General features: G+C 67.1%; 15 protein-coding genes. 5 read left to right on the top strand and 10 right to left on the bottom strand.

Annotated elements, in window-relative coordinates; translation table 11 throughout:
- Nucleotides 1–2: 2 nt before the first annotated feature.
- A complete protein-coding gene (locus BLW00_RS11570) occupies nt 3–464 on the top strand; it encodes a MaoC/PaaZ C-terminal domain-containing protein (protein WP_217634352.1) in 462 nt (153 codons plus the stop codon).
- Nucleotides 465–539: 75 nt separating this feature from the next.
- Here the strand turns inward: BLW00_RS11570 and BLW00_RS11565 are convergent, their stop codons facing one another.
- A complete protein-coding gene (locus tag BLW00_RS11565; RefSeq protein ID WP_092554000.1) occupies nt 540–1,121 on the bottom strand; it encodes a TetR/AcrR family transcriptional regulator in 582 nt (193 codons plus the stop codon).
- 88 nt (nt 1,122–1,209) lie between these two features.
- Here BLW00_RS11565 and BLW00_RS11560 point away from each other — a divergent pair, with 88 nt between their 5' ends.
- A complete protein-coding gene (locus BLW00_RS11560; RefSeq protein WP_092553997.1) occupies nt 1,210–1,662 on the top strand; it encodes a DUF1772 domain-containing protein in 453 nt (150 codons plus the stop codon).
- Between the two features lie 24 nt (nt 1,663–1,686).
- Here BLW00_RS11560 and BLW00_RS11555 read toward each other — a convergent pair whose 3' ends face one another.
- From BLW00_RS11555 to BLW00_RS11540, 5 genes are all read right to left on the bottom strand, one after another.
- Nucleotides 1,687–2,955, bottom strand: a complete 1,269-nt coding sequence (locus BLW00_RS11555) for an MFS transporter (RefSeq protein WP_281242410.1) — start codon at nt 2,953–2,955, stop codon at nt 1,687–1,689.
- Nucleotides 2,956–3,014: 59 nt separating this feature from the next.
- Nucleotides 3,015–3,704: a FadR/GntR family transcriptional regulator gene (locus BLW00_RS11550; protein ID WP_092553991.1), complete on the bottom strand. Its 690-nt coding sequence runs from the start codon at nt 3,702–3,704 to the stop codon at nt 3,015–3,017.
- Between the two features lie 285 nt (nt 3,705–3,989).
- Nucleotides 3,990–4,595 carry a hypothetical protein gene (locus tag BLW00_RS11545; RefSeq protein WP_092553988.1) on the bottom strand — a complete coding sequence of 202 codons (606 nt, stop codon included), beginning with the start codon at nt 4,593–4,595 and terminating at the stop codon, nt 3,990–3,992.
- A gap of 1,377 nt (nt 4,596–5,972) precedes the next feature.
- Complete coding sequence (locus BLW00_RS22930; RefSeq protein ID WP_139256690.1) at nt 5,973–6,335, bottom strand: hypothetical protein; 363 nt, start codon at nt 6,333–6,335, stop codon at nt 5,973–5,975.
- 77 nt (nt 6,336–6,412) lie between these two features.
- On the bottom strand, nt 6,413–13,318 hold the full coding sequence (locus tag BLW00_RS11540; RefSeq protein ID WP_092553985.1) for a PA14 domain-containing protein: 6,906 nt from the start codon (nt 13,316–13,318) through the stop codon (nt 6,413–6,415).
- 395 nt (nt 13,319–13,713) lie between these two features.
- Here BLW00_RS11540 and BLW00_RS11535 point away from each other — a divergent pair, with 395 nt between their 5' ends.
- Nucleotides 13,714–14,322 carry an EXPERA domain-containing protein gene (locus BLW00_RS11535; protein WP_245741532.1) on the top strand — a complete coding sequence of 203 codons (609 nt, stop codon included), beginning with the start codon at nt 13,714–13,716 and terminating at the stop codon, nt 14,320–14,322.
- Nucleotides 14,323–14,356: 34 nt separating this feature from the next.
- Nucleotides 14,357–14,620, top strand: a complete 264-nt coding sequence (locus tag BLW00_RS22925; protein ID WP_139256689.1) for a hypothetical protein — start codon at nt 14,357–14,359, stop codon at nt 14,618–14,620.
- A 25-nt stretch (nt 14,621–14,645) separates the two neighbouring features.
- Here the strand turns inward: BLW00_RS22925 and BLW00_RS22920 are convergent, their stop codons facing one another.
- Complete coding sequence (locus BLW00_RS22920; protein ID WP_139256688.1) at nt 14,646–14,846, bottom strand: hypothetical protein; 201 nt, start codon at nt 14,844–14,846, stop codon at nt 14,646–14,648.
- A 75-nt stretch (nt 14,847–14,921) separates the two neighbouring features.
- On the opposite strand from BLW00_RS22920, the gene acs reads away from it, so the two are divergent.
- Nucleotides 14,922–17,024: an acetate--CoA ligase gene (acs, locus tag BLW00_RS11530; protein ID WP_245741531.1), complete on the top strand. Its 2,103-nt coding sequence runs from the start codon at nt 14,922–14,924 to the stop codon at nt 17,022–17,024.
- Nucleotides 17,025–17,132: 108 nt separating this feature from the next.
- Here acs and BLW00_RS24035 read toward each other — a convergent pair whose 3' ends face one another.
- The 3 genes from BLW00_RS24035 to BLW00_RS11510 all read right to left on the bottom strand — a co-directional run bounded on the left by BLW00_RS24035 (nt 17,133) and on the right by BLW00_RS11510 (nt 21,177).
- Entirely contained in the window at nt 17,133–19,325 is a 2,193-nt protein-coding gene (locus BLW00_RS24035; protein WP_245741530.1) for a dipeptide ABC transporter ATP-binding protein, read from the bottom strand.
- A complete protein-coding gene (locus BLW00_RS11515) occupies nt 19,322–20,107 on the bottom strand; it encodes an ABC transporter permease (protein ID WP_245741568.1) in 786 nt (261 codons plus the stop codon). The genes BLW00_RS24035 and BLW00_RS11515 overlap by 4 nt, the downstream gene beginning before the upstream one ends.
- Nucleotides 20,108–20,253: 146 nt before the next feature.
- Nucleotides 20,254–21,177 carry an ABC transporter permease gene (locus tag BLW00_RS11510; protein ID WP_322788339.1) on the bottom strand — a complete coding sequence of 308 codons (924 nt, stop codon included), beginning with the start codon at nt 21,175–21,177 and terminating at the stop codon, nt 20,254–20,256.
- Nucleotides 21,178–21,228 lie beyond the last annotated feature (51 nt).

The following is a 21,228-nucleotide window of genomic DNA, read 5'->3' as shown; positions in this document are numbered from 1 at the left end:
GGATGCCGCTGCCGTACTACTTCGAGGACTTCGAGACCGGGCAGACCTTCGTCACCCCCGGGAAGACGGTCACCGAGACCGACGTGGTGATGTTCGCCGCGCTCACGAACGACAACAACCAGTTGCACACGGATGTCGAGTTCGCGGCAGCCACCCGATATGGGCAGCGTCTGGTGCACGGTCTCTACGGCGCGTCACTCGCACTCGGATTGATCGCCCGTACGGGCGTGTTCGAGGGCTCGTCGGCGGCTCTGCTCGGCATCGACGACTGGCGCTTCACCGCCCCCGTCTTCATCGGCGACACCCTCACCTGCACCGTCGAGATCCTGGGCCTGCGGCTCACCTCGTCGGGCAAGACCGGCGTGGTCGAGCGCCGCCTAGCCCTCCGCAACCAGCGGTCCGAGGTCGTGCAGTCCGGCCGCATGGACATGCTCATGCTCGTGCGCCCCGATCCCGGCCCCTAGCTCACCCCCTCGGCGTCGACCCGTCACTTTGTGCCGCTATCACGCGCTCAAAGCGGCACAAAGTGACGGGTCGGGCTAGTGGTGGGTGTCGGGTCGGTCGGGAGCGAAGCGGGTGCCGAGTTCCGCAATGCGGTTCGGTCGGTGCTCGAGCCGCATGCGGCCGGCGCGTTCGAGCTCGCTGATACCGTGCAAGGCACTCCAGAACACCTCGGTCGCTGAGCCGTCGCCCCGATCGCCGATCGCTTCCGCCAGCACGTCGAAACCCGCGCGCAGGTCGGGGGCAGTGTCATCGGCGGCGAATCGCGCGCCGATCGGCTGCTGGAACATCGCCTCGTACACGGCCGGATGCTTGCTCCCGAAATCCAGGTAGGCGACCGCGATCGCCTCGACAGCAGCTCGCCCGCGCGTCTCGCCGAGGGCGGCGCGACACTGCCTGGTGAGCTCGACGAAACCCTCGAGCGCCACCGCGAGCATGATCTCGGCCTTGCCGCCGGGGAAGTGGCCATAGAGCACGGGCTGTGTGTAGCCGATGGTGTCGGCGAGATGCCGCGTCGTCACGGCTGCCCACCCGTCGGCGTCGGCGCGATCGCGAGCAGCGGCCAGGATGCGTCGACGGCGCTCGTCGGTGCGTTGCTGGCGGGGCGTCGGGTCGGCCATCGGATCTCCTCTTGCGGTGCCGGACATTCGCACCTATCGTAGCACTGCTAGGTTTTCTAGCACTGCTAGATTCGAGAGGAACTCTTCCATGGCATCCGTTCTCGCCGTCATCACCACCACTGTCGTCGGCCTCATGGTCGGGGTCGAGTTCGCGGTGGCGTTCGTGCTCAACCCGATCATGGTGCGCCTGCCGGCCGGCGCCTCGCTGGAGGCGCGAGCCCACGGCGGGCGGATGCTGGGGCGGGCGATGCCGTTCTGGTACATCGGCTCGCTCATCCTCGTCGCTGCCCTCGCGATGGTCACCTGGGGAACGACCACCGCCACCACGGCCCTCGTCGCCGCCGTGCTCCTGGCCGTCAGCGTCGTGATGTCGATCGCGTTGCTGGTGCCGATCAACAACCGGTCGAAGACCTGGACCGCCGAGAGCCACCCCGACGACTGGCGTGAGCAGCAGCAGCGCTGGGACCGGCTGCACTCCATCCGGGTCGCCATCATCGTCGCGGCCTTCGCGCTCGTGGTCATCGCGGCGACGGCGCTCTGAGACGGTCGCCCGTCTGCGGTCGCACTACCGCGCCGCCACCGGCAGCACCCGCGCCATCCGCTCGCGGAGGATGAACGAGAGCGCGAAGCCGACGGCGAGCAGCAGCACGATCAGGGCGAACACGGTCTGCACCGTGGTGTGGTCGGCGAGCAGGCCCAGCAGCGGATTGAGGAATCCGCCGAGCGAGAGCGTGAGGCCCAGGGTCAGGCCGCTCGCCGTGCCGACGCGGTTGGGCAGGTAGGAGTGCGACAGGGTGATCTGCGGCGCGAACGGCAGGAACAGCGTGAAGCCCACGACGGCGGTGGCGGCGACCACCACGACGGTGTTCGGCGCCAGCACGATCGCGACGGCCCCGAGAGCGGCGGTGATGTAGCCCGTGCGGATGGTGCGCATCCGTCCCCAGCGATCGGCGAGGAAGCCGCCGGCCAGCGTACCTGCGGCGCCGGCGGCCGGGAAGACGGTGAGCGCGATGGAGGCGGCGGCCTCGTCGATGCCGAATTGCTGGATCTGGAAGAGCGAGATGAACGACGAGACGCCGACGTAGGCGACCGACCAGAATGCCAACACCAGGGTGAGCCAGGCGAAGGCGCGCCAGTCGTCGCGCACGGGCGGGGTGTCTTCGATGGCCTCTTGCTCGTGGGTTCCGGGGTCTTCCTCCTCCAAGGCGATCTCGACGGCCGGCTCGACCGCCGCCGATCGTGACGAACCGTCGTGCGGCCCGGTGGCCCACGCGCGCGCCGCATTGTGGACCGGCTCGGTGAAGCGGCGGGCGCGCATCCGCACCGCCCGCATCCGGAGCAGGTAGACGACGACCATGACGGCCGCGGGGATGGCGAGCAGGGGAGTGGCGCCGAGGCCGAGCGTGCCGACGGTGAGGATGACGCCCGTCGGCGCGAGGGCGACGCCCACGTTGCCGCCCACCGAGAACATGCTCATGGACCGGTTGGATCCGCCGCCGGCTTCGCGGGCGGCCATGGTGGCGGCCGGGTGGTAGGCGGCGATGCCGATGCCCGAGAGGGCGATGACGACCCAGGTGAGCCAGTAGGAGCCCGAGACCATGCCGCTGAGGGCGATGCCGGTGGCGGCCACCGCCATGCCCGCGAGGATGAGCCAGCGCGAGGCGAAGCGATCGCTCAGGAGGCCGAAGGCGGGTTGGGCGACGCTCGAGAGCGAGGTCGCGGCGAGGGTGATGCCGGCCACGGCGGCGTAGTCGTAGCGCTGTTCGAGCACCAGGAAGGGGAGGAGTGCGGCGACGGCGCCGGTGTAGAAGTCGTTGACCGTGTGGGTGGAGATCAGCAGCCAGAGGCCGGGACCCGGGGTGGTGGAGCGGGGGTGCGTCGTGGTTCCTTGTATCAGTCGCGCATGATCTGGATGGTCTCGTGAACGTTCGAGGTGACGGCCGCGACGGCGGCGGCGGGATCGGCGGCGGCGATCGCGTCGAGGAGGTCGCCATGTGTGGCATCGAGGTCGTGGCCCACGAGCGACTGCTGGCGCACCACGGCCACGAGGGTGTCGGTGAGCTTCGGCACGAAGGAGTCGAAGATGCGCAGGAGCAACGGGTTGTGCGCCGCTTCGACCACGGCGCGATGGAAGGCGAGGTCGGCGTCGACGAACGCCACGGCCTCGGCGACCTGATCGGTCACCAGCGCCTCGCGGGCGTCGTAGGTGGCCCGGATGCGGGCGAGGTCGTCGTCGGTGCGCCGTCGCGCGGCGAGGGCGGCGGCCTGCACCTCGAGGGCCTCGCGCACCTCGTAGACCTCGATCACCTGGGCGGCGTGCAGGGCGGAATCCCAGCTGTCGCGCGGAGTGGTGGAGAGCACGTAGGTTCCCGACCCCTGGCGCGATTCGAGTAGGCCCGCCTGAACGAGGGAGCGGGTGGCTTCGCGCACGGTGGAGCGGCCGACGCCGAGCTGCTCGGCGAGCTTGACCTCGCCGGGCAGCGCCGTGCCGACGGGCCAGGCGCCGTCGGCGATCTGCTCGGTGAGCGTGGCCGCTGCGAGCTCGACCAGGCCGCTGCGCTTCAGGGACTTGAGCGTTTCCATGGAACTCCTCAGATGTCTGAGCACTTATCCTACTCCATGCGAACCGTCTGGAATCACCAGCTCTTGCCGGCCGTCGAAGGAGGCTGTTTCGTTACGATCGCGTCAACAACCGTGCACATCTGAGCTGACGCACTTCGAACTCGCTGATCCAACAGAGAACCCATCGACCATCGCCCATTCGAAGGTTGCGATCATCATCACCCTGCACCTCATCCACGAAGCCTGGACTCGCTACCGCTGGAACAATAGACCCACCCGACGACCACGACCTATCGGCGCGACCCCTTAGTCATCGGCGGAAATCTGCTTCGCGATGCGGCCGAGAAAACGCCGGCCTCGCGAGAGCATGCCCGACGTGATGAGAACGGACGACGCGAACGACACATCAGGAAGGCCGCGAACCGAGAGCCGCAAGACCGGTATCACGGTGATCCAATCGAGGAGATACGTGACGGTGGGCTTCACATGGCTTCGCCTGAGCGATACGAGTTCCTGATTCGAGGACCCAGCGAGAAATGTGACGAGGTCGTCATCCATGACCAGATAGACGTCCCAAGGGCGATAGGGGGGTGGGCCGACACCGTTCTCCGCAGCATACGCGGCAATCAGTACGTCGAAGTTCTCATGCGGCGTCGTTTGATAGACGCGTCCGCTCGGCCAGCGGGACTTCACTCTTCGCAGTCGTCGGACGGCCAGAACTCCGGGGATGACGAAAACCACGATGATCACCGCGATGCTACCCAGAAGCACGATCGCAGGCAGCAGGCCTGAGCCCGAAGGGTCCGCGAGCCACGCTGCCAGCATCCAGATAGCACGGACGCACACGACAATCACGACCGTATTGAACACGGCGAACGTAACGCATTTCGAGGCTTTGACCGACACGATCACATCGCCGACTGTGTCTCAACACGGAACAAATATTGGAGAGCTGCAACCCAGAAGCAGGTGACGACTTCGCTCCAATCGTGAGCCTCATCCGGACGCTCGTTTGGCAACGCGACGGCGCTCACGTGCTCTTGCTGGCCGTCGAAGGAGGCCGTTTCGCTACGATCGCGTCAATAACTGTGCGCATCTGAGCTGACGTGTAGTTTCCACCGGAGCGACCTGGCATAGCTGAAAGTGGAACTCCGACCGTCTCCGAGTCGCCATGCACGTGCATGACGATGTTGGACCACGCGCTGGAGCTCCACCTCGAGGTCGCGGATCCAACAGAGAACCCTTCGACCATCGCCCACTCGAAGGTCGCGATCGTTTCCTTTCGGCGACTCCCTTGTAACTGGACCCCTAACTGGTTTGCAACTAAAGCGATGAATCGAGACTTTCGGGCTCGCTCGATTCCGAGTTCGTTCAGTGCAGAATCCAGGAACTCGTCAGTCACGACTATGAATACCGCGGCTTCCGGATTTGTCCGGCTGACCTTGGTTAGAAGTCTCGCGACCGGTGCCGTGACGAGGGCATAGATTCCCCAGCAGAGTATTGCGCCGCCGCCCAGGCCAATCATGATGCCGCTGAGTTCGGCAGTCGAATCCGAGCTGGACCCCGTGAAGGTGATGACTAGACGGAAGAGTATGGCAACGCCAATCAACGTGAAAGCGGCAATACCGAAGGTTCGTACGGGCCTCAAAGTACTCCGTCCATCAGGGGATCAACCACAATCCTGCGCCTGCTGCCCAAGCAGTGCAGAGCTGCAACCCAGAAGCTGGTGTCGACCTCGCTCCAATCGCGAACCTCATCCGGACGCTTGCTTGACAACGCGACGGCGCTCCCGGACGAGTAGCTGACCAGTCGCCAATCCTTCGTGCACGTGAGAGGTGGCCCTGCCAATTCAATTCCGACACGGCGATTTCGTCAGCGAGCCGTCAACTTGGAGCCACCGATCAGTCGGGAGGGCGGACCCCAACTCGAAATATGAGCTGACCCCTGCTGCGGGATTCTCGTCAGACGAGGGGATGACGATATCGATCTCCGTGCCGGCATTGGTCGAAAGAACCCCGGTGGCTAGTGCCCAGGATGCCGGCGGAGTATTCGCATCCAGGATGTCGCTGCTTGCTATTTGAACGTCTCCTTCCGCGGACCAATATGACACCCAATCAGAGTCGGGTGCCCTCGTAGCTACGAGAATCTTCGAGGCACTTTCGTTCTCGCACACAGCAATGAGGAGGTGTCCATTCTCCAGACGGATAGCGGACGGGTCATGCCCGGTCGGGCTCTCGCACGCGGCCAGTGACAATACCCCCAGACCCAAGCCGACCGCCGCAAGAAGTCTCATTCTGGACAAGGTGTTTCGGTGAGCGCGCCATCGACCTGCAGCCATCGGTCGGTCGGCACATCTCTCTCAAGGTGGAAATAGGAGCTCACTCCGGCGGTAGGACTCTCGTCCGACGACGGGATGACAATGTCGATGTCTGTCCCGGCGGTAGTCGATAGCGGTCCGGTCGCTGACTTCCACGGCTGGACAGGAGAGAGAGCATTCACGATGTCACCACGGGCTATCTTTACCTCGCCGTCTGTGGACCAATAGTCCGTCCAGTCTTCTCCAGGCTTGACAGTTGAAATACCGATGCCAGTCGCGTCGATGTCCTGACAGACAGCGATCAGGAGCGCTCCTTGCTCCAGCCGAAGAGCCATCGGATCGAACCCAGAGACACTTTCGCAGCCGGAGAGTGACGCGATTCCGACTCCTGCAGCGACAATGGCCAACGTCTTTACCAATCGCAATCTGAGTACCCTGAATTCGTGATCATTCCGGCTTGCTGTTCTAGGGGATTTCCACATGATGCACCTCCTCCTGCTGCCCAAGTTGCCCCGAAGACCAATGCACCCATGAGGGCCCATTGAGTGGAATGCGTTGTTTCATGGGATATGAATTCTTCGTCATCCATTGCCCTTGCGTAGGTTCGACCGGTCACGAGTACATTGCCCCACGTCATTCCCCAATTACCTGAGAAGTTCTTGGCACCTGAGCAGATAACGATTGCATCATTGCCGAATTGGCATGAGTGGGATCCCGCGGCGGCGGCGACGATGAGCCCGGCGAAACTCGGCACGACGTTGACTGCAAAACGGAGTGTGTTCCCAATCGATTTCAGGGCGCCACCGCCTGCTGCAGAGCTCTGCAATCGGTTGAGGGCGGCCTGCTTGCCCTGCCAGTTCGAACCGCCGGGTGTGAGGCCGGCCTTCGCCTGCACGGTGCCGGTTGAAGGGCGATTTGGTCCTTGGTTGTAACCCCAGTGGTTGTCGTAGGGGCCGAGCGCGCGCTCGCCGGAGAGGTCGAACATGTTGACGGGGTCGTTGGGGTAGTTGTAGTTGCCGGTGTTGCCGCCCTCGACGGGGTCAGGGGACAGGAAGCGACCGAGCATGGCCGAGTACATTCGAGCACCCATCTCGATCGTCGCGATGGAACCGAGGTGCTCGTAGCCCTTGCCTTTCGAGCCGACCCAGCCGGGGTCGAAGGAACCGGGCATGGCGTCGGGGATCGACTCGTCGGCCGTCGCGCTGCCGATGACCATCGTGGTGAGGTCGATGGGCTGCCCGAATGGGTCGTAGAGGTACAGGCCAGTACGGACGCCGGCTGGGCCGGCCGTCCACGTCATGTCGCCATGGAGGTTGGGGTAGCACCAGACCGCGTCGCCCGTCGCTGGGAGTGAGACCGTCACGCCGCCGGGCAGTGACAGCGTGCGCTGCTCGATGGTGTTCGACTCCGAGAGCACTAGCGAGCCCGAGTAGCGGTGCGTGGCAGGAGCCGCTGCGCCTTCTGTTTCGGTGCGGGCGACAATCGCCCCAGACGCGTCGCGGACGTAGGTCACGCTCGACGTGACGCCGGCGTCGACGACCGTCGTCGAGAGGTGGCGATCGGAGGAGTCGTAGGTGAAGGTCTGGTTGCCCAGCTTCGTGATGTTGCCGTGCGCGTCGTAGACGATGTCCGTCGCCGCGAGGGAGCGGGCCGACCGGATCATCGATGCGGGAGCGGAGCCGGCGCTGACGACCGTCTCGGGCGCCGAGGTCAGTCGATCGGAGCTGTCGTAGCAGTAGGAGGTCGAATACTGCAGACCTCGACCACCGGTGGGTGTGTCCCAGGCGCTGGTGCGGTTGCCGTTCGCGCCGGCTCGTGCGGCCGTGCCGCATCCGCCGGTGCTTGCGAAATCGTAGCGCAGGGAGTGTCCTGGAATCGCCGCTGCAATCATCCGTCCAGCGGCATCGAACGAGTAGGTGGAGTTGTAGACCGATCCGGTGGCGGGGTCGGCGACCGTCGCCCGGAGGATGCGGCCCGACTGCGAGCGCACGACGCTGTCGCCGACCGAGCTCGGTTCCTCGGGGAATTGCCACACGAGGGCCGTGTCACGGCCGGCGTCGTCACGCGCCACTGCCGCCAGTTGGGTTCCGTTGCCCGCGTTCGTGCCGTCGGCGGCTGGGTACGCCACCGACGCCAGCAGACCGGTTGCATAGCTCGGGTCGGCGATCAGCTTGCCGTTGTCGCTGACCGTCTCGACTCGCCCGTCGAGTGAGTAGGTGACCTCGGTGGTGTTGGTCACCCCGTCGGCGAGCACGGCGGTCGATGTCACTCGCCCGAGGATGTCGTAGGCCATCGTCGTGAGCGTGCCCCAGACATCCGTCTTCGACACGGCCTGACCGAGGAGATTCATGACCGTCGTGATGCGACCGGATGTCGGTGAACCCGTCGTGCGGTCATCCTGAACCCAGGAGGTTAAGGGGTCTCCGGAAGACGATGCGTATCCGTAGGTCGTGGTTCGGACCGGCGCGGCCAGCGAGGCCGAGGTCTTCGTCGTCGGACGGCCTCGCGAGTCGTAGGTGACGCAGGACCAGGCGCTGTCGCCGGTCTTCTTGGTGCCCGCGACGCGCCCCATCACGTCATAGACGTAGTCGACCGAGATCCGGCCCACCCCCGTTTCAGCCGAGGCCTGCGTCAGGGTCGCTGTCTTCAACATCCCGTACTGGCGCACCGACTTCCCGACTCCGCACGTGACCGCGGACGGGGCTCCGTCGGCGGGCCAGTACGTGTAACTCGACCCGTTCGCCGGACTCGAGGTTCCCGCATCCGCGGGCGCGAGATGGCCGATGCGGCGGTTGTAGAGTTCCGGGCCCTCGTAGAGCGTCTGGGTGGTGAGATTGAGGCCGGTCGGGTCGACGCTCGACGAGGTCGCGAGCCCCAGCCAGGGATTCGCGTAGCTGGTCGAGGTCACGATCGACGACACCTGGCTCGACGAGATTCCAGGGACGTTGGGAGCGCTGTCGTATCCCTTCGAAGTCGTCTCAAGCCCGTAATCGGGCGAGAGGAACGCCCCGGGCGTCACCTCCCACGTTGCTGCGCCCGGCCGCCACCAGTTCAGCTGCACGTTGGCCGATCCGGAGTTCTCGGCGTAGTCGACCCGGATTCGGGAGGTCTGCCCGGCGGTTGCATTGAACACCTTCCAGTCACCGACGAACGCTGCGCCGTGATAGGTCCAGTTGTCGATGATCAGCACGTCATCGAGATAGACGCGGACGGCATCGTCGGCCCAGACGTTGAAACGGTAGGCGCCGGTCTGGTCGAAACGGATCAGACCGGTTCCGCGCATCGACCAGGTGTCCGGATCGACGCCCGTCGCGGGTGACCCGGCGCCGAAGTCTCGGGCGAACGCACCATCCGTTGCACCCGAAAGGCTCAGACTGAACGCCTTCGGCTGGGCAAACAACGACTCGTTGTCCCAATAGGCGACACTGAGTCCTTTCATCCCTTCGTCGTATGTCGACCCCGTGTGCGCCGGAACAAGCGGGCAGGTCGCGACCGGTCGGCGATCCGCGCCGAAGCAGCTCGCCGGCGCCGGACCATATCGGTCGGTCACCCTGTCCTGAGCGTTGAAGAGGGTCGTCGTCTTCAGCCCCTGCGCGTCGACGGACGACAACGCCTGATCCTTGGAGTTCCATTCCGTTTGAGCGGTCATGCCCTCTGCGGTGACTGACGATGTCGCCTGCAGGATCGAGTTGAACGTGACCTTCGCCGCGTGCGAGTCGCTTCCGGTGTCCGGCGGGACCGTCAGACCTGTCGAGTCGACGTAGCTCGTTCCGTTCGCGTAGGTGTACTTCTTTCCTGGGCGGGATGCCTCGGTGATGCCGTCATCCGCGGGCAGGTTCACGGCCGATACACGTCCGACGGTGTCGTAGGCGATGTCTGTGCGATTCGGGGCGCCAGCGGCTCGACCGGTATCGGCCATCAGCCAGTCATTCGCCAGAGCGTTCCGGATCTGCGTCATCCGGCCCCGCGAATCGTAGGCGAAGGTGACGACCTCGTTCCCGGGGTTGACGATGCGTACGAGATAACCGTTCGAGTCGTACTGCAATTTCGTGACGCTGGCGTCAGGGAACTCGATCTGACACAGCATCCCGACCGGCGCCGGAGAGAATCCGGCCTCGACGACGCACTGGCTGTCTCCGCGGTAACGGTAGACGACCCTCCGGTCGTACGAGATCGGAGTGGCGCCGACTCGCGACAGGGGGTCTGCCACGCTGTCGACGAGCCGACTACCGGAACGATACGTCACGACGGGAGCTGTCGGCTTCCGGACGTCGCCCGGGGAGGTCGCCGACGCGAAACTGCCGTCCTTGTTGAAGGCGAAGACAGTGCCGGACTCTTCGGTGAAGGTCACCGCCCCGGATGTGTCGAGCGCCACGAGGCCGTATTCCCCGCTTGGTGGCGTGTAGCCGCCCGTGCTCTTCTTCGTGTAGGAGTGCACCGTGCCGTAGACATCGGTGATCTTGACTCCACCCTCGGTGACCTCGGCCTTGGTATACGTTCCGGAGACGCCGGCCAGGATGTTCGACGCACCCCAGCCCGACGGAAGGATCTCAGGGGTTCGTGTGAACCACGCCGCCGGAACAGGAGTCTCCGATCCGCCACCGACCTTGAACTTGAACACGACTCCGGCAGGGCCCCCGTGCTCGAAATACTCGAACTTAAAAGCATAAGCCCGCCCGCCGGCCGGAACATCGATGGTCGACGTCGCCCAGGTGGTCGACGCGCCCGTTGACCAGTGATCGACGACCTTCGTCGAATCGAGCCAGACGCGATAGCCGTCGTCGCCGGTGACCCCGAAGGTGTATTTCCCCTCGGGAAGGGTGATGATTCCCGTCCAACGCGTCAAGAATCGGTCGGCCGGCACCAACGGTTTCGCGGCTCCAGCAGCGGCATCCGTCGGCGAACTCAGCGCCCAATTGAAATTGATCGCGGGGTCGATCCGCACCATCGCGACCGGGCGCCCATCGAAAGAGAACGGCGGAGTCGCGGACGCCGGTTCGGTCGCATCGAAGTACTCGCCACGAAGACCTGTGTTCGACGGTTTCTGCGAGTTGTAAGAGAACGCCATCCCGAGCGGCCCACCGGCCGTGGAGACGACCGGCGAGGAGAACTGCAGGCCGGCGTTGCCGTTCGCGAGGTTGACTGTTACCGGCCCGGCGGCATCAGTGGGCGCAGGACCGGGGTCGGTGATCCGTTGGTTGACGCGGAATCGCCCGACCCACGGCGTCGTGGAATCTGAGTATTGGTCTTGGGACAACACCGTCCACGTGTACGACGATCCGTCTTGCAAGAAGTTCGCCGGAACGGTCCAGGTCGTCCCGGTCTGCCACCCCGATGAGACGATGACGCCGGTCTTGGAGTCGGAGCCCGACGCGATCCGGAACCAGTACTTCATGGTGCGCCCCGCAGTGGCGGCGGGTGTGGCGACGCTCAACGTCGGTGTCGTCGTCACGACGATCCCGTTGTCGGCAGGAACGGCCGAGGCGAGCGTCGTGAGCGGCACCGTGTTCGTCGTGAACGACCAGGTGACGGGACTCTGCCGCACCGTCGAATCGCCGAGATGGCCGTCGGTCGTGTCCCGCACCCAATACATCCATCGATACGTCACACCAGGCTGCAACTTCGCTTCCGGCACGGTCACCTCACTCGACCCCACCCAATCCGAGTCATAAGCCGGGCTGGGGTCGGCAGCAGGGTTGGCGGAGGTCGACACGCGGAACCGGTAGAGCAGTTGCCAGGCGGCATCCACGGTTGCGCCCTGCACCGAGAGCTTCGGTAGGACGCTCACGTTCACCGCGCCATTGGCGGGGCTGGATGCACCGGGTCGCCCCGGGGTCGGATACTCTTTCCAGTTCACCACCAGCTGGGTCTCGACGTGCTTGTAGCTGAACACACCGGGGCTCTCGTCGCCGATCAGAGTGAAGAATCCACCTGGGTAACCCGTGCGCACGTACTCGGAGATCTTGTTCTGGAGCCGAACGTCGGTGCTCGCGCCTCCGGACGGACCGATCGAGAACCCGCCGAGATCCTGCCCGACACTGTCGTAGCCGAACGTTGTCGCTGTCGACAACGCGACACCGTACTCGTCGTAGGAGCTATCGGCGTAGATATCCGTGACCTCGAGGCCGGCACCGATGATCTGCTTGCCGAAGAACTGCTCGTAATCCACATGGAAGACCGTGCGCCAGAATCCACCATTGTTGGAGTTGCCCACCTGCATGGCGTTGCTGGTCATCCCGTTCGACTTGTAGGCACGCGTGAACTCGTTCGCCGCCGTGGAAATGGTGGGATCGACCAGCACCGGGTACACCCGTGCCGGGTCGTTCAGCCAGTCACGATCGGCACTCAAGGTCAGCGTCCACGCGTCGCCACGGCGCAGAACAGTGGTTCGCACCGGCGCGTCCGCACTCGTCCGCACTCCAGCCTCGGCCGAGGAATCAGACATACTGGGCGCGGGGACGAGGAACACGACCTCGCCGTCGCCGTCCTGGAACTCGACACCGCCGTCGGAGGTCTTGTGAAGCACCAGCCCGTCGGCATCGACCGCCCACGACCATGACACCCTGCCGTGGCTCCCGGGCTCCGCCTCGAGCCGCAGATTCTCTTTCACACTCGATTTCGTCACGTCGTACACGAGGTCGGTTCCGGGGAAGACCGTGTCGTACTCGACATGACCCTTGCCCGCCTCACCGTCGACAGCATTGCGAACGATCGGGCTGTCGGCTGAATCGTGCAGGGTGAACCGGATCGTATGACCACCCCTGCTGAGAGTCACCAAGCCGTCGTCGCTGGCCGTCGGAGCGAAGACGGGTGCGAGCGGATGATGTTCCACCGCGGCTCCTCCGATACCGAACAGCGACCACGGGCCGGACGTGGACACGGCCGTCTCGATCGGCACCCAAGCGCCGTCGATCTCCATGTTCTGCGCCTCAGGCGACACCACCGTGGTGAGCGTTCCGTCGAGGTTCCGGTATGTGGAGTCGAACTCGGTACGCGAGACCAGCTCCGCGGCATCCGGATCGAACTCAGCGGTGACAGCGGCAGTCTCATCAACGGGCATCTGGTCGCCCAGCAACGGCGGCGCCGGCTCGGGAATGGGCACCGGATTCGGATCGGGTTCGTCACTGAAATCGCCCGTTGGCGTTGAACCGGACTCGGTCACGGGAGGCGTGGATGCCTCGGAATCGAGTGTCGCCGGGTCGAGCACGACGCTCTTACCGGAGTCGGGCTCACCGGGGTCGGTCGCGGCTCCCCAGGCAGGAAGGGCTGTGCCAGCAACGAGAGCGACGATGGTGAATGCGGACAGGATGAGAGGCATCCTGATGGAGCGACGCGACACTGGATCTCCAGGACTGCGAGACCTCAGTCTCGAAAGATGACGTCCCCCCGGATGACCCGAATCAAGCCTAGCTGGTAATGAGAATTAATCACAATAGCCAAGCGCGCAGCATTCCGTTTCCCGTGGTCCGAAATCGGGCCACGACGGCCTGCGCTGGAACCTCCCTTGTGCCGGTCGGTAACGCTGCCAGCAGGCCGGCCCGACGGCGGCGGCCCGCGATGAATCGTGGGGCGGCGCGGATGCCCGCTTTCGCGGCGCATCCGGACCAGGCAGACGAGGACCATGATGACGTCTCCGTGGAGCGCCGGGTCGTGGCATCCGGAACGGGCACGCCGCTCCCTCGATCGCGTGCGTACCGGTCATAGAATCCAGGGGTGACCGCCGACTCGACCGCCCAGCCAGCCGCCGCTGCCGCCGACGCTCCCTCTCGCGCCCCTCTGCCGACCCTCGAGGTCACGATCGATGCGCGCGGGGCGAAGGCGCCGAAGCCGATCAACCTGCCGCTCCGGCAGCGTCCGTTCGACATCGCGTTCGCGGTGATCTTCCTGCTGTTCACCGTCACCAGCGGGATCAGCGATCTCGTGCCGACCATCGGCATCCCGATCACGGCCGACTCGACGAACTGGCTCGCACAGTCGAACTATTGGTACGGCCACGACGCCGATCCGCTGTTCATCGACCCGCCCGTCTGGATGCGGTTCGTGACGGGTCTCTCGGCTTTCGTCTACGGCCCGTTCTACCTGCTGCTGGCGTTCTGCTTGCTCACGGGCCGCAACTGGATCCAGCTGCCGGCGGTCATCTATGCCTCGGCGATCTCGATGATCACGGGTGTGGTGGTCTTCGGTGTCGAGTTCTTCGGTGAGCCGGAGTTCCAGACGCAGAACCCGCTGAAGTTCCTGGCCTTCAACCTGCCCTACGTCATCATCCCGATCCTCCTGCTCATCCGCATGCGCAAGCCGCTGCCCTTCACTCGCAAGTGGTAGGCGGCTTCGCGGAGTGACTGCTGACGCTCAGCGCATGATTCCCGGGGAACGCGGTCGCGATCGTAAGCGGTTGCGGCGACGCACGCGGAGCGAGTGGGGCGCCCGGATCGCCGGGCCGGTCATGGCGGCGGTAGGGATCTCGGTGGTCGTCGTGTCGATCCTGGTCATTCCGAACGGCGCATATTCGGTCTACCTGATCGTGACGACGGTGGCGGCCGGCGCGGTGCTACTTGATTCATGGGTGAGGGGGCGCTTACGGCATCGACCGACCCGCGCGGAGCCGGAGAGACGCGACTGACCCGCTGCCCTGACCGCATCCAGGCTCACGGGATGCTGAAGATGCCGTCGACGATGTCTCTGATGATGGCCCAGACGCGGCTCCGCGGCTTCTTCGTCTGCACCCAGGATGCACCGCGCATTGTGTAGCCGGCTCGGCAGGTGCGGCACTTCCACACCGTGCCCGCCGTTGTGACAGCGACGGATGGGGGCGAGCAGAGGTGCTGGGGCCGGATGCGATCGTCCACAGCTCAAACTACCGCGCGTTACGTTCGGTGTCGGGTCGTTTTTGGCTCACCAGCGCGACGTTCTAGCGTCGGAGGGTGAGTATCGCCGCGCCCTCGAACGAGACCATCGTCAACTTGTCGAACGAGAGCCGGCGGTATCCGCCGAGTGCGGAATTCGCGGCGCAGGCGAACGTCGATGGCAGGCTGTGGGCCGCCGCCGCGGCTGACCCGGTGGAGTTCTGGGCCGAACAGGCCCGACGGCTCGAGTGGCACACCCCGTGGCACACCACGCACAGCTGGACGCCCGCGCGCGTGGCCGGGAGCGCCACCGCCGACAGCGATCCCGAGAGCGACAGCGACAGCGACCCGGACCCCGACGCCGGGCTCACCGTCCCCGCCGCCGAATGGTTCGCCGGCGGCACGCTCAACGTGGCCGTGAACTGCGTCGACCGGCACGTTGAAGCCGGCCGCGGCGACAAGATCGCCCTGTACGTCGAAGGCGAGCGCGGCGATCGGCGCGAGATCAGCTACGCCGAACTGCAGCGCGAGGTCGCCAAGGCCGCCAACGCCCTCACCGACCTCGGCATCACCAAAGGCGACCGCGTGGTCATCTATCTCCCGGTGATCGCCGAGACCGTCATCATCACTCTCGCGGTGGCGCGCCTCGGCGCCATCCACTCGCTCGTCTTCGGCGGCTTCTCGGCCGAGGCGCTCAAGTTCCGGGTCGAAGACACGGGGGCGAAGCTGCTCGTCACGACCGACGGCCAGTTCCGGCGCGGACAGGCCGTGCCCGTCAAGCAGAACGCCGACGAAGCCGTGGCGGGTGACAACGCCATCGAGCACGTGCTCGTGGTGCGCCGCACCGGAGACGAGACCTCGGATGTTCCCTGGACGCCCGGCCGCGACCTCTGGTGGCACGAGACCGTCGATCACGCCAGCGACGTGCACACCCCTGAGTACTTCGACGCCGAGACGCCCTTGTTCATCATTTACACCAGCGGAACCACGGGTAAGCCGAAGGGTCTCGTGCACACCTCCGGCGGCTACCTCACCCAGGCGTCCTGGACCCATTGGGCCATGTTCGACGTGAAGCCCGACGACGTGCACTGGTGCACCGCCGACCTCGCCTGGGTCACGGCGCACACCTACGAGATCTACGGGCCGCTCAGCAACGGCGTCACCCAGGTGATCTACGAGGGCACCCCGAACAGCCCCCATACCGCCCGCCACTTCGAGATCATCGAGCGCTACGGCGTGACGACCTATTACACGGCGCCGACCCTCATCCGCACCCTGATGACCTGGTTCCCGGATGGCGTGCCCGCCGGTCACGACCTGTCGAGCATCCGCCTCCTCGGCACGGTCGGTGAGGCGATCAACCCCGAGGCGTGGGTGTGGTTCCACGAGAACATCGGGGCCGGCCGCGCACCCATCGTCGACACCTGGTGGCAGTCGGAGACGGGCGCCGCGATCATGGCACCCCTACCCGGCGTCACCACTCTGAAGCCGGGCTCCGCGACCCGCGCGCTGCCGGGCCTCCGCGCTCTCGTCGTCGACGAAGCGGGCACCGAAGTCGCGAAGGGCAGCGGCGGCTACCTCGTGGTGGCCGGCACCTGGCCGAGCATGGCCCGCACGGTGTGGGGCAACCCGCAGCGCTACCTCGACGCCTACTGGCGCCGCTATGCCGAACAGGGCTACTTCTTCTCGGGCGACGGCGCGAAGTACGACCTCGACGGCGACATCTGGCTCCTCGGCCGCGTCGACGACGTCATCAACGTCTCCGGCCACCGCCTCTCGACGATCGAGATCGAATCGGCCCTGGTGTCGCATCCGCTGGTCGGCGAAGCCGGCGTGGTGGGCGTGCACGACGACACCACTGGGCAAGGGATCGCCGCGTTCGTGATCCCCGCCGATCGTCGCGCGGCCGGGGGCCCGGCGCTCGCCGCGGAGGATGCTGACGGATGGCGCGAAGCCGCCGCCGCGGTCACCGCCGAGCTGCGCGCTCACGTCGCGAAGGAGATCGGCCCGATCGCCAAACCCCGAGACATCGTGCTCGTGCCCGATCTGCCGAAGACCCGCTCGGGCAAGATCATGCGGCGGTTGCTCGGCGACATCGTCGACGGCCGGGCCCTGGGCGACACCACGAGCCTGCAAGACGAGGCGGTGCCGCTGCAGATCCAGGCCATCGTGCGGGGCTGAGCGCGGTTCGACACTCTCGCTCTCCGTTTCGGGAGGACGAGAGCGTAGCCCACCCCGTATTCGGCACCGGTTGCACTCTCCTCCTCCCGAAGGCACGCCTGCAGCCGATCAGGGTGTCGTGACCCGCGGGGCGGCGTCGAACAGAGCCCGCGTATACGGATGCGCGGGGCTCGCGAAGACCGCCGCGGTCTCGCCCTGCTCCACGATCTGGCCGTCTTTCATCACGGCGACGCGGTCGCTCATGTGCTGCACCACACCGAGATCGTGAGAGATGAACAGGTAGCTGATGCCGCGCCGCTGCTGCAGCTCATCGAAGAGGTCGAGGATCTGTGCCTGGATCGACACGTCCAGCGCCGAGACCGGTTCGTCGCAGATCAGCACGGCCGGATCGGCGGCGAGGGCCCGCGCGATCGACACGCGCTGCCGCTGACCACCCGAGAGCTCGAGTGGGCGGCGGTCGAGCACGGAGGTGGCAAGACCGACGTCGTCGAGCAGGTCGGAGACGGGTGTCCGCGATCCAGCCCACCCATTGCGCCCGTCGCGCAGTATGCCGGCCTCGGACGCGTCGCCATGCCGGTTCACCGTGTCGGCCTGCGCGTCCGAGCGCCCGGACTCGCCGAGTAGTCCGTGGCGGCCCGCGGCGTGGGTGTCGCCGCGGCTGACAGAGTCACGGCGTCCGGAGCGCGCGTCCGTCAGGATCTGCCGCACGGTGAGCCGCGGGTCGAAGGAGGAGAGCGCATCCTGATACACGGCACCGAGCCTGCCGCGTCGCGGACGTCGCTGCCGTTCGGGTAGCGGAACCCACGCGTCGCCCTCGAGCGTGACCGTGCCGGTGTCGGGCGCGGTGAGACCGAGCACGATACGGGCGAGCGTGGTCTTGCCCGAGCCGGACTCACCGACGAGCCCGAGCGTGGTGCCCCGCTCGAGTGCGATCGACACGTCGTCGACCGCGACCCGCTCGGCTCCGCGGCCCGCACCCCGAATCGGGAACGCTTTGCTCACGGCCCGCACCTCGAGCACCGACCGGCCGGCGCGAAGGGCTGACCCACCGTCGCGCGCGGTTGCGAGCGCGACCGGTGCGGGGGTGGCCGTTGCGCCGGTGGCGGGTGGTGAGGGCGCCGGAGTCGTGGCGCTCGGTGGTGCGGGGGTGGCCGTTGCGCCGATGGCGGGTGGTGCCGTGGCGGCCGAGGGTGTGGGGGTGGGTGCCGTGGCGGTCGAGGGTGTGGGGGTGGGTGCCGTGGCGGTCGGGGGTGCGGGGTTCGGCGCCACTGTGGTCGGTAGCGCGAGGGCGGCGGTCGGCGCGGGCGCGAGCAGGGGTGCGGCGGCCGGCGTCGCAGGCGCGCTCAGGCGCACACCCCGCGGCACGCCCGTGGGCACGGCGCGCAGCAGCTGCCGCGTGTACTCGTGCTGCGGATCGCGGAGCACCGCCTCAGTCGGCCCCGACTCCACCACGCGCCCGCCGCGCATCACGAGCACGTCGTCGGCGATGCGCGACACCACCGCGAGGTCGTGGCTGATGAACAGCAGAGCCGTGCCCCGCGCCTTCACGGTCTCGAGCAGCGCGAGAATCTGGGCCTGCACCGTCGCATCGAGCGCCGTCGTCGGTTCGTCGGCGATCAGCACCGGCGGATCGGCCGACAACCCGGCCGCGATCAGCGCCCGCTGCCGCAACCCGCCCGACAGTTCGCCCGAGCGTTGCCCGATCCGCGACGCCGGGTCGGGCATCCCGACCGAGTCCAGCAGCTCGAGCACCCGCTCCCGCCGCTGAGCGACCGAGAGCCTCGTGTGCAGCCGCAGCCCGTCGGCGATCTCGCGCCCGATCGGCCGCAGCGGGTCGAGCGACACCAGCGCATCCTGCACGATCAGCCCGATCTGCCGCCCCCGGATGCGCCGCCAGGCCGCCGCCGACAGCCCTCGGTCCGCGCCGACCCGGCCAGGGTCGACCGCGCCGGGCCGGCCGTCCCCGTCCAGTTGCTCGTCGCCGGAGCCGCCGGCGGTGCGCCCCGCGCGCTTCCGACTACCGCCCAGCACGGATGCGCCCAGTACGTCGAGCGCCTCGGCCGACTGCCACGACCCCGCGCCCGCCAGCCCGACGAGCGAACGGGCCGTGACGCTCTTGCCCGATCCGGACTCCCCGACGATCGCCAGCGCCCGGCCCGCGTGCAACTCGAACGACACCCCGTCGACGACGGGTGCGGAGTCGCCCCGCCCGAACCCCACCCGCAGCTCCCGCACCCGCAGCAGCGGCTCTCCGCCGGCGCTCTCGGCGCTCGCCCCGCCCCCGTCGCCCACCCCGCTCACCGCAGGCTCCGCCGCTGCAGCGCCCGGCCCAGCACCGTGGTGGCCGCTGCGCTCAGCACGATCGCGAGCCCGGGGAAGAAGGTCATCCACCACGCCGTCGTCACGTAGTTCTTGCCGGCGAACAGCATCGCGCCCCACTCGGCCGCGGGTGGCTCCGCGCCGAGTCCGAGGTAGGAGAGAGCCGCCGCCCACACGATCGCCTGACCCACGCCGAGCGTCACGAGCACGAACACCGGTGCCACCGCGTTCGGCAGGATGTGCCGCGCCAGGATGCGCCCCCGCGACTTGCCGAGCACCACGGCCGCCTCCACGTACGCCGACGACGCCACCGCGCGCGTCTGCGACCGGATGATCCGCGCGTACCCCGGCGCCGTCGCCAGCCCCACCGCGATGGTCGAGGTCACGATCCCGGGTCCGTAGACGGTGATCACGAGCAGGGCCAGCAGCAGCCCCGGAAAGGCGAACAGCACCTCGAGAAAGCGGCTCACCCCGAAATCCACCACCCGACCGCCGAGAGCGGCGGCGGTGCCGAACACGAGGGCGAGCAGGATGCCGATGGTCGTGGCCGACACCCCGATCACGAGTGAGGGCGCCGTGCCGTGCACCACGCGCGTGTAGACATCGCGCCCCGATTCGTCGGTGCCGAACGGATGCCCCCACCCCGGCGCGCGAAAGGCGTCGCCGGGGTCGATGGCGAGCGGATCGCCCGGCGCCAGCAGCGACGGGAGGAGCGCCGCCACGAGGAGCAGCAGCAGGAACCCGACGGCGATCCACTGCGCCACGCCGAGCGCCCCGAAGAACGCTCGCACCCCGTGACCGCGCCGGAGCCCGGAGATATTGACGCCCGCGCGCGCGGCCTCCGCCGGCTCGCCGTGGGCATCCCGCTCGTGTGCCGACGCGCCCCCGGCGATCACACTCGTCGGCAGACTCACGACGCCCTCATCCTGGGGTCAGCGACCCGGGTCGCCGCATCCGTCGCCACCGTCATCACCACGTACCCCAGAGCCACCACCAGCACCATGCCCACGACCAGAGGCACGTCGCGCAGCTGCACCGCGTTGAGCAGCGTGCGCCCGAGTCCGGGCCGGGCGAAGATCGTCTCCACCACCACCGCGCCCGAGATCAGCCACCCGAACGCCCAGCCCGAGAGCGCGATGCCGGGCAGTGATCCGTGCCGCAGCACGTGCCGCCAGCGCACCCCGCCCTCGCCTTCGCCGCGGGCCCGTGCCGACAGCGTGAACGGGGCGTCGAGCGCGTCCAGCACGGATTCGCGCATCACCTGCCCGAGAAAGCCCGCCAGCGGCAACGCCAGCGTGAGCACCGGAAGCACCAGCCCCTCCGGGCCGGCCGTGCTCACCGCCGGAAACCACCGCAACGTCGTGCTGAACACGAGCACCAGAACCGTCGCGAGCCAGAAGTGCGGAACGGCGGCGGCCACGATCTCGAGCGCCGATCCGACCCCGGCGGCGATCCGCCCGCCCCGCGTCGACCACAGTGCGAGCCCGAGTGCGATCGCCCAGGCCACGATCAGTGCCAGCGCGGCCAGCAGCAGCGTGCCGCCGATCTGCGACCCGATCACCTCGACGACGGGGGTGCGAAGCGAGTACGAGGTGCCGAGATCGCCCGTGACGAGCCGCCCCAGCTGGGTGAGGTATTGCGTGAACAGCGGCTGATCCAGTCCGTACTCGGCGCGCACCTGCGCGAGAGCCTCCGCGCTGGCCTGCGACCCCGGGCCGCCGAGGATGGCCTGCGCCGGGTCGCCCGGGATGAGCCGCAGCCCGAAGAACGTCAGCGTCGCCGCGGCCCAGAGCACGAACACCGCGCCACCCAGACGCAGCAGCAGCCACCGCACGCTCGACCCTGCGCGGGCACGGCGAAACCCCCGGCCCACGGAATGCGGGGC

It is taken from the genome of Herbiconiux ginsengi (assembly GCF_900107435.1).
Taxonomy (GTDB): Bacteria; Actinomycetota; Actinomycetes; order Actinomycetales; family Microbacteriaceae; genus Herbiconiux; species Herbiconiux ginsengi.
The sequence above is the reverse complement of the archived record's forward strand: the minus strand, read 5'-3'. Positions and strand labels throughout refer to the sequence as shown.

Coding starts and splice junctions, on each gene's coding strand:
- BLW00_RS22930 (WP_139256690.1), bottom strand. CDS start 6,335: ATGGCTCTTCGGCTGGAGCAAGGAGCGCTCCTGATCGCTGTCTGTCAG.
- BLW00_RS11550 (WP_092553991.1), bottom strand. CDS start 3,704: ATGGAAACGCTCAAGTCCCTGAAGCGCAGCGGCCTGGTCGAGCTCGCA.
- BLW00_RS11560 (WP_092553997.1), top strand. CDS start 1,210: ATGGCATCCGTTCTCGCCGTCATCACCACCACTGTCGTCGGCCTCATG.
- BLW00_RS11540 (WP_092553985.1), bottom strand. CDS start 13,318: ATGCCTCTCATCCTGTCCGCATTCACCATCGTCGCTCTCGTTGCTGGC.
- BLW00_RS11565 (WP_092554000.1), bottom strand. CDS start 1,121: ATGGCCGACCCGACGCCCCGCCAGCAACGCACCGACGAGCGCCGTCGA.
- BLW00_RS11570 (WP_217634352.1), top strand. CDS start 3: ATGCCGCTGCCGTACTACTTCGAGGACTTCGAGACCGGGCAGACCTTC.
- BLW00_RS22925 (WP_139256689.1), top strand. CDS start 14,357: ATGATTCCCGGGGAACGCGGTCGCGATCGTAAGCGGTTGCGGCGACGC.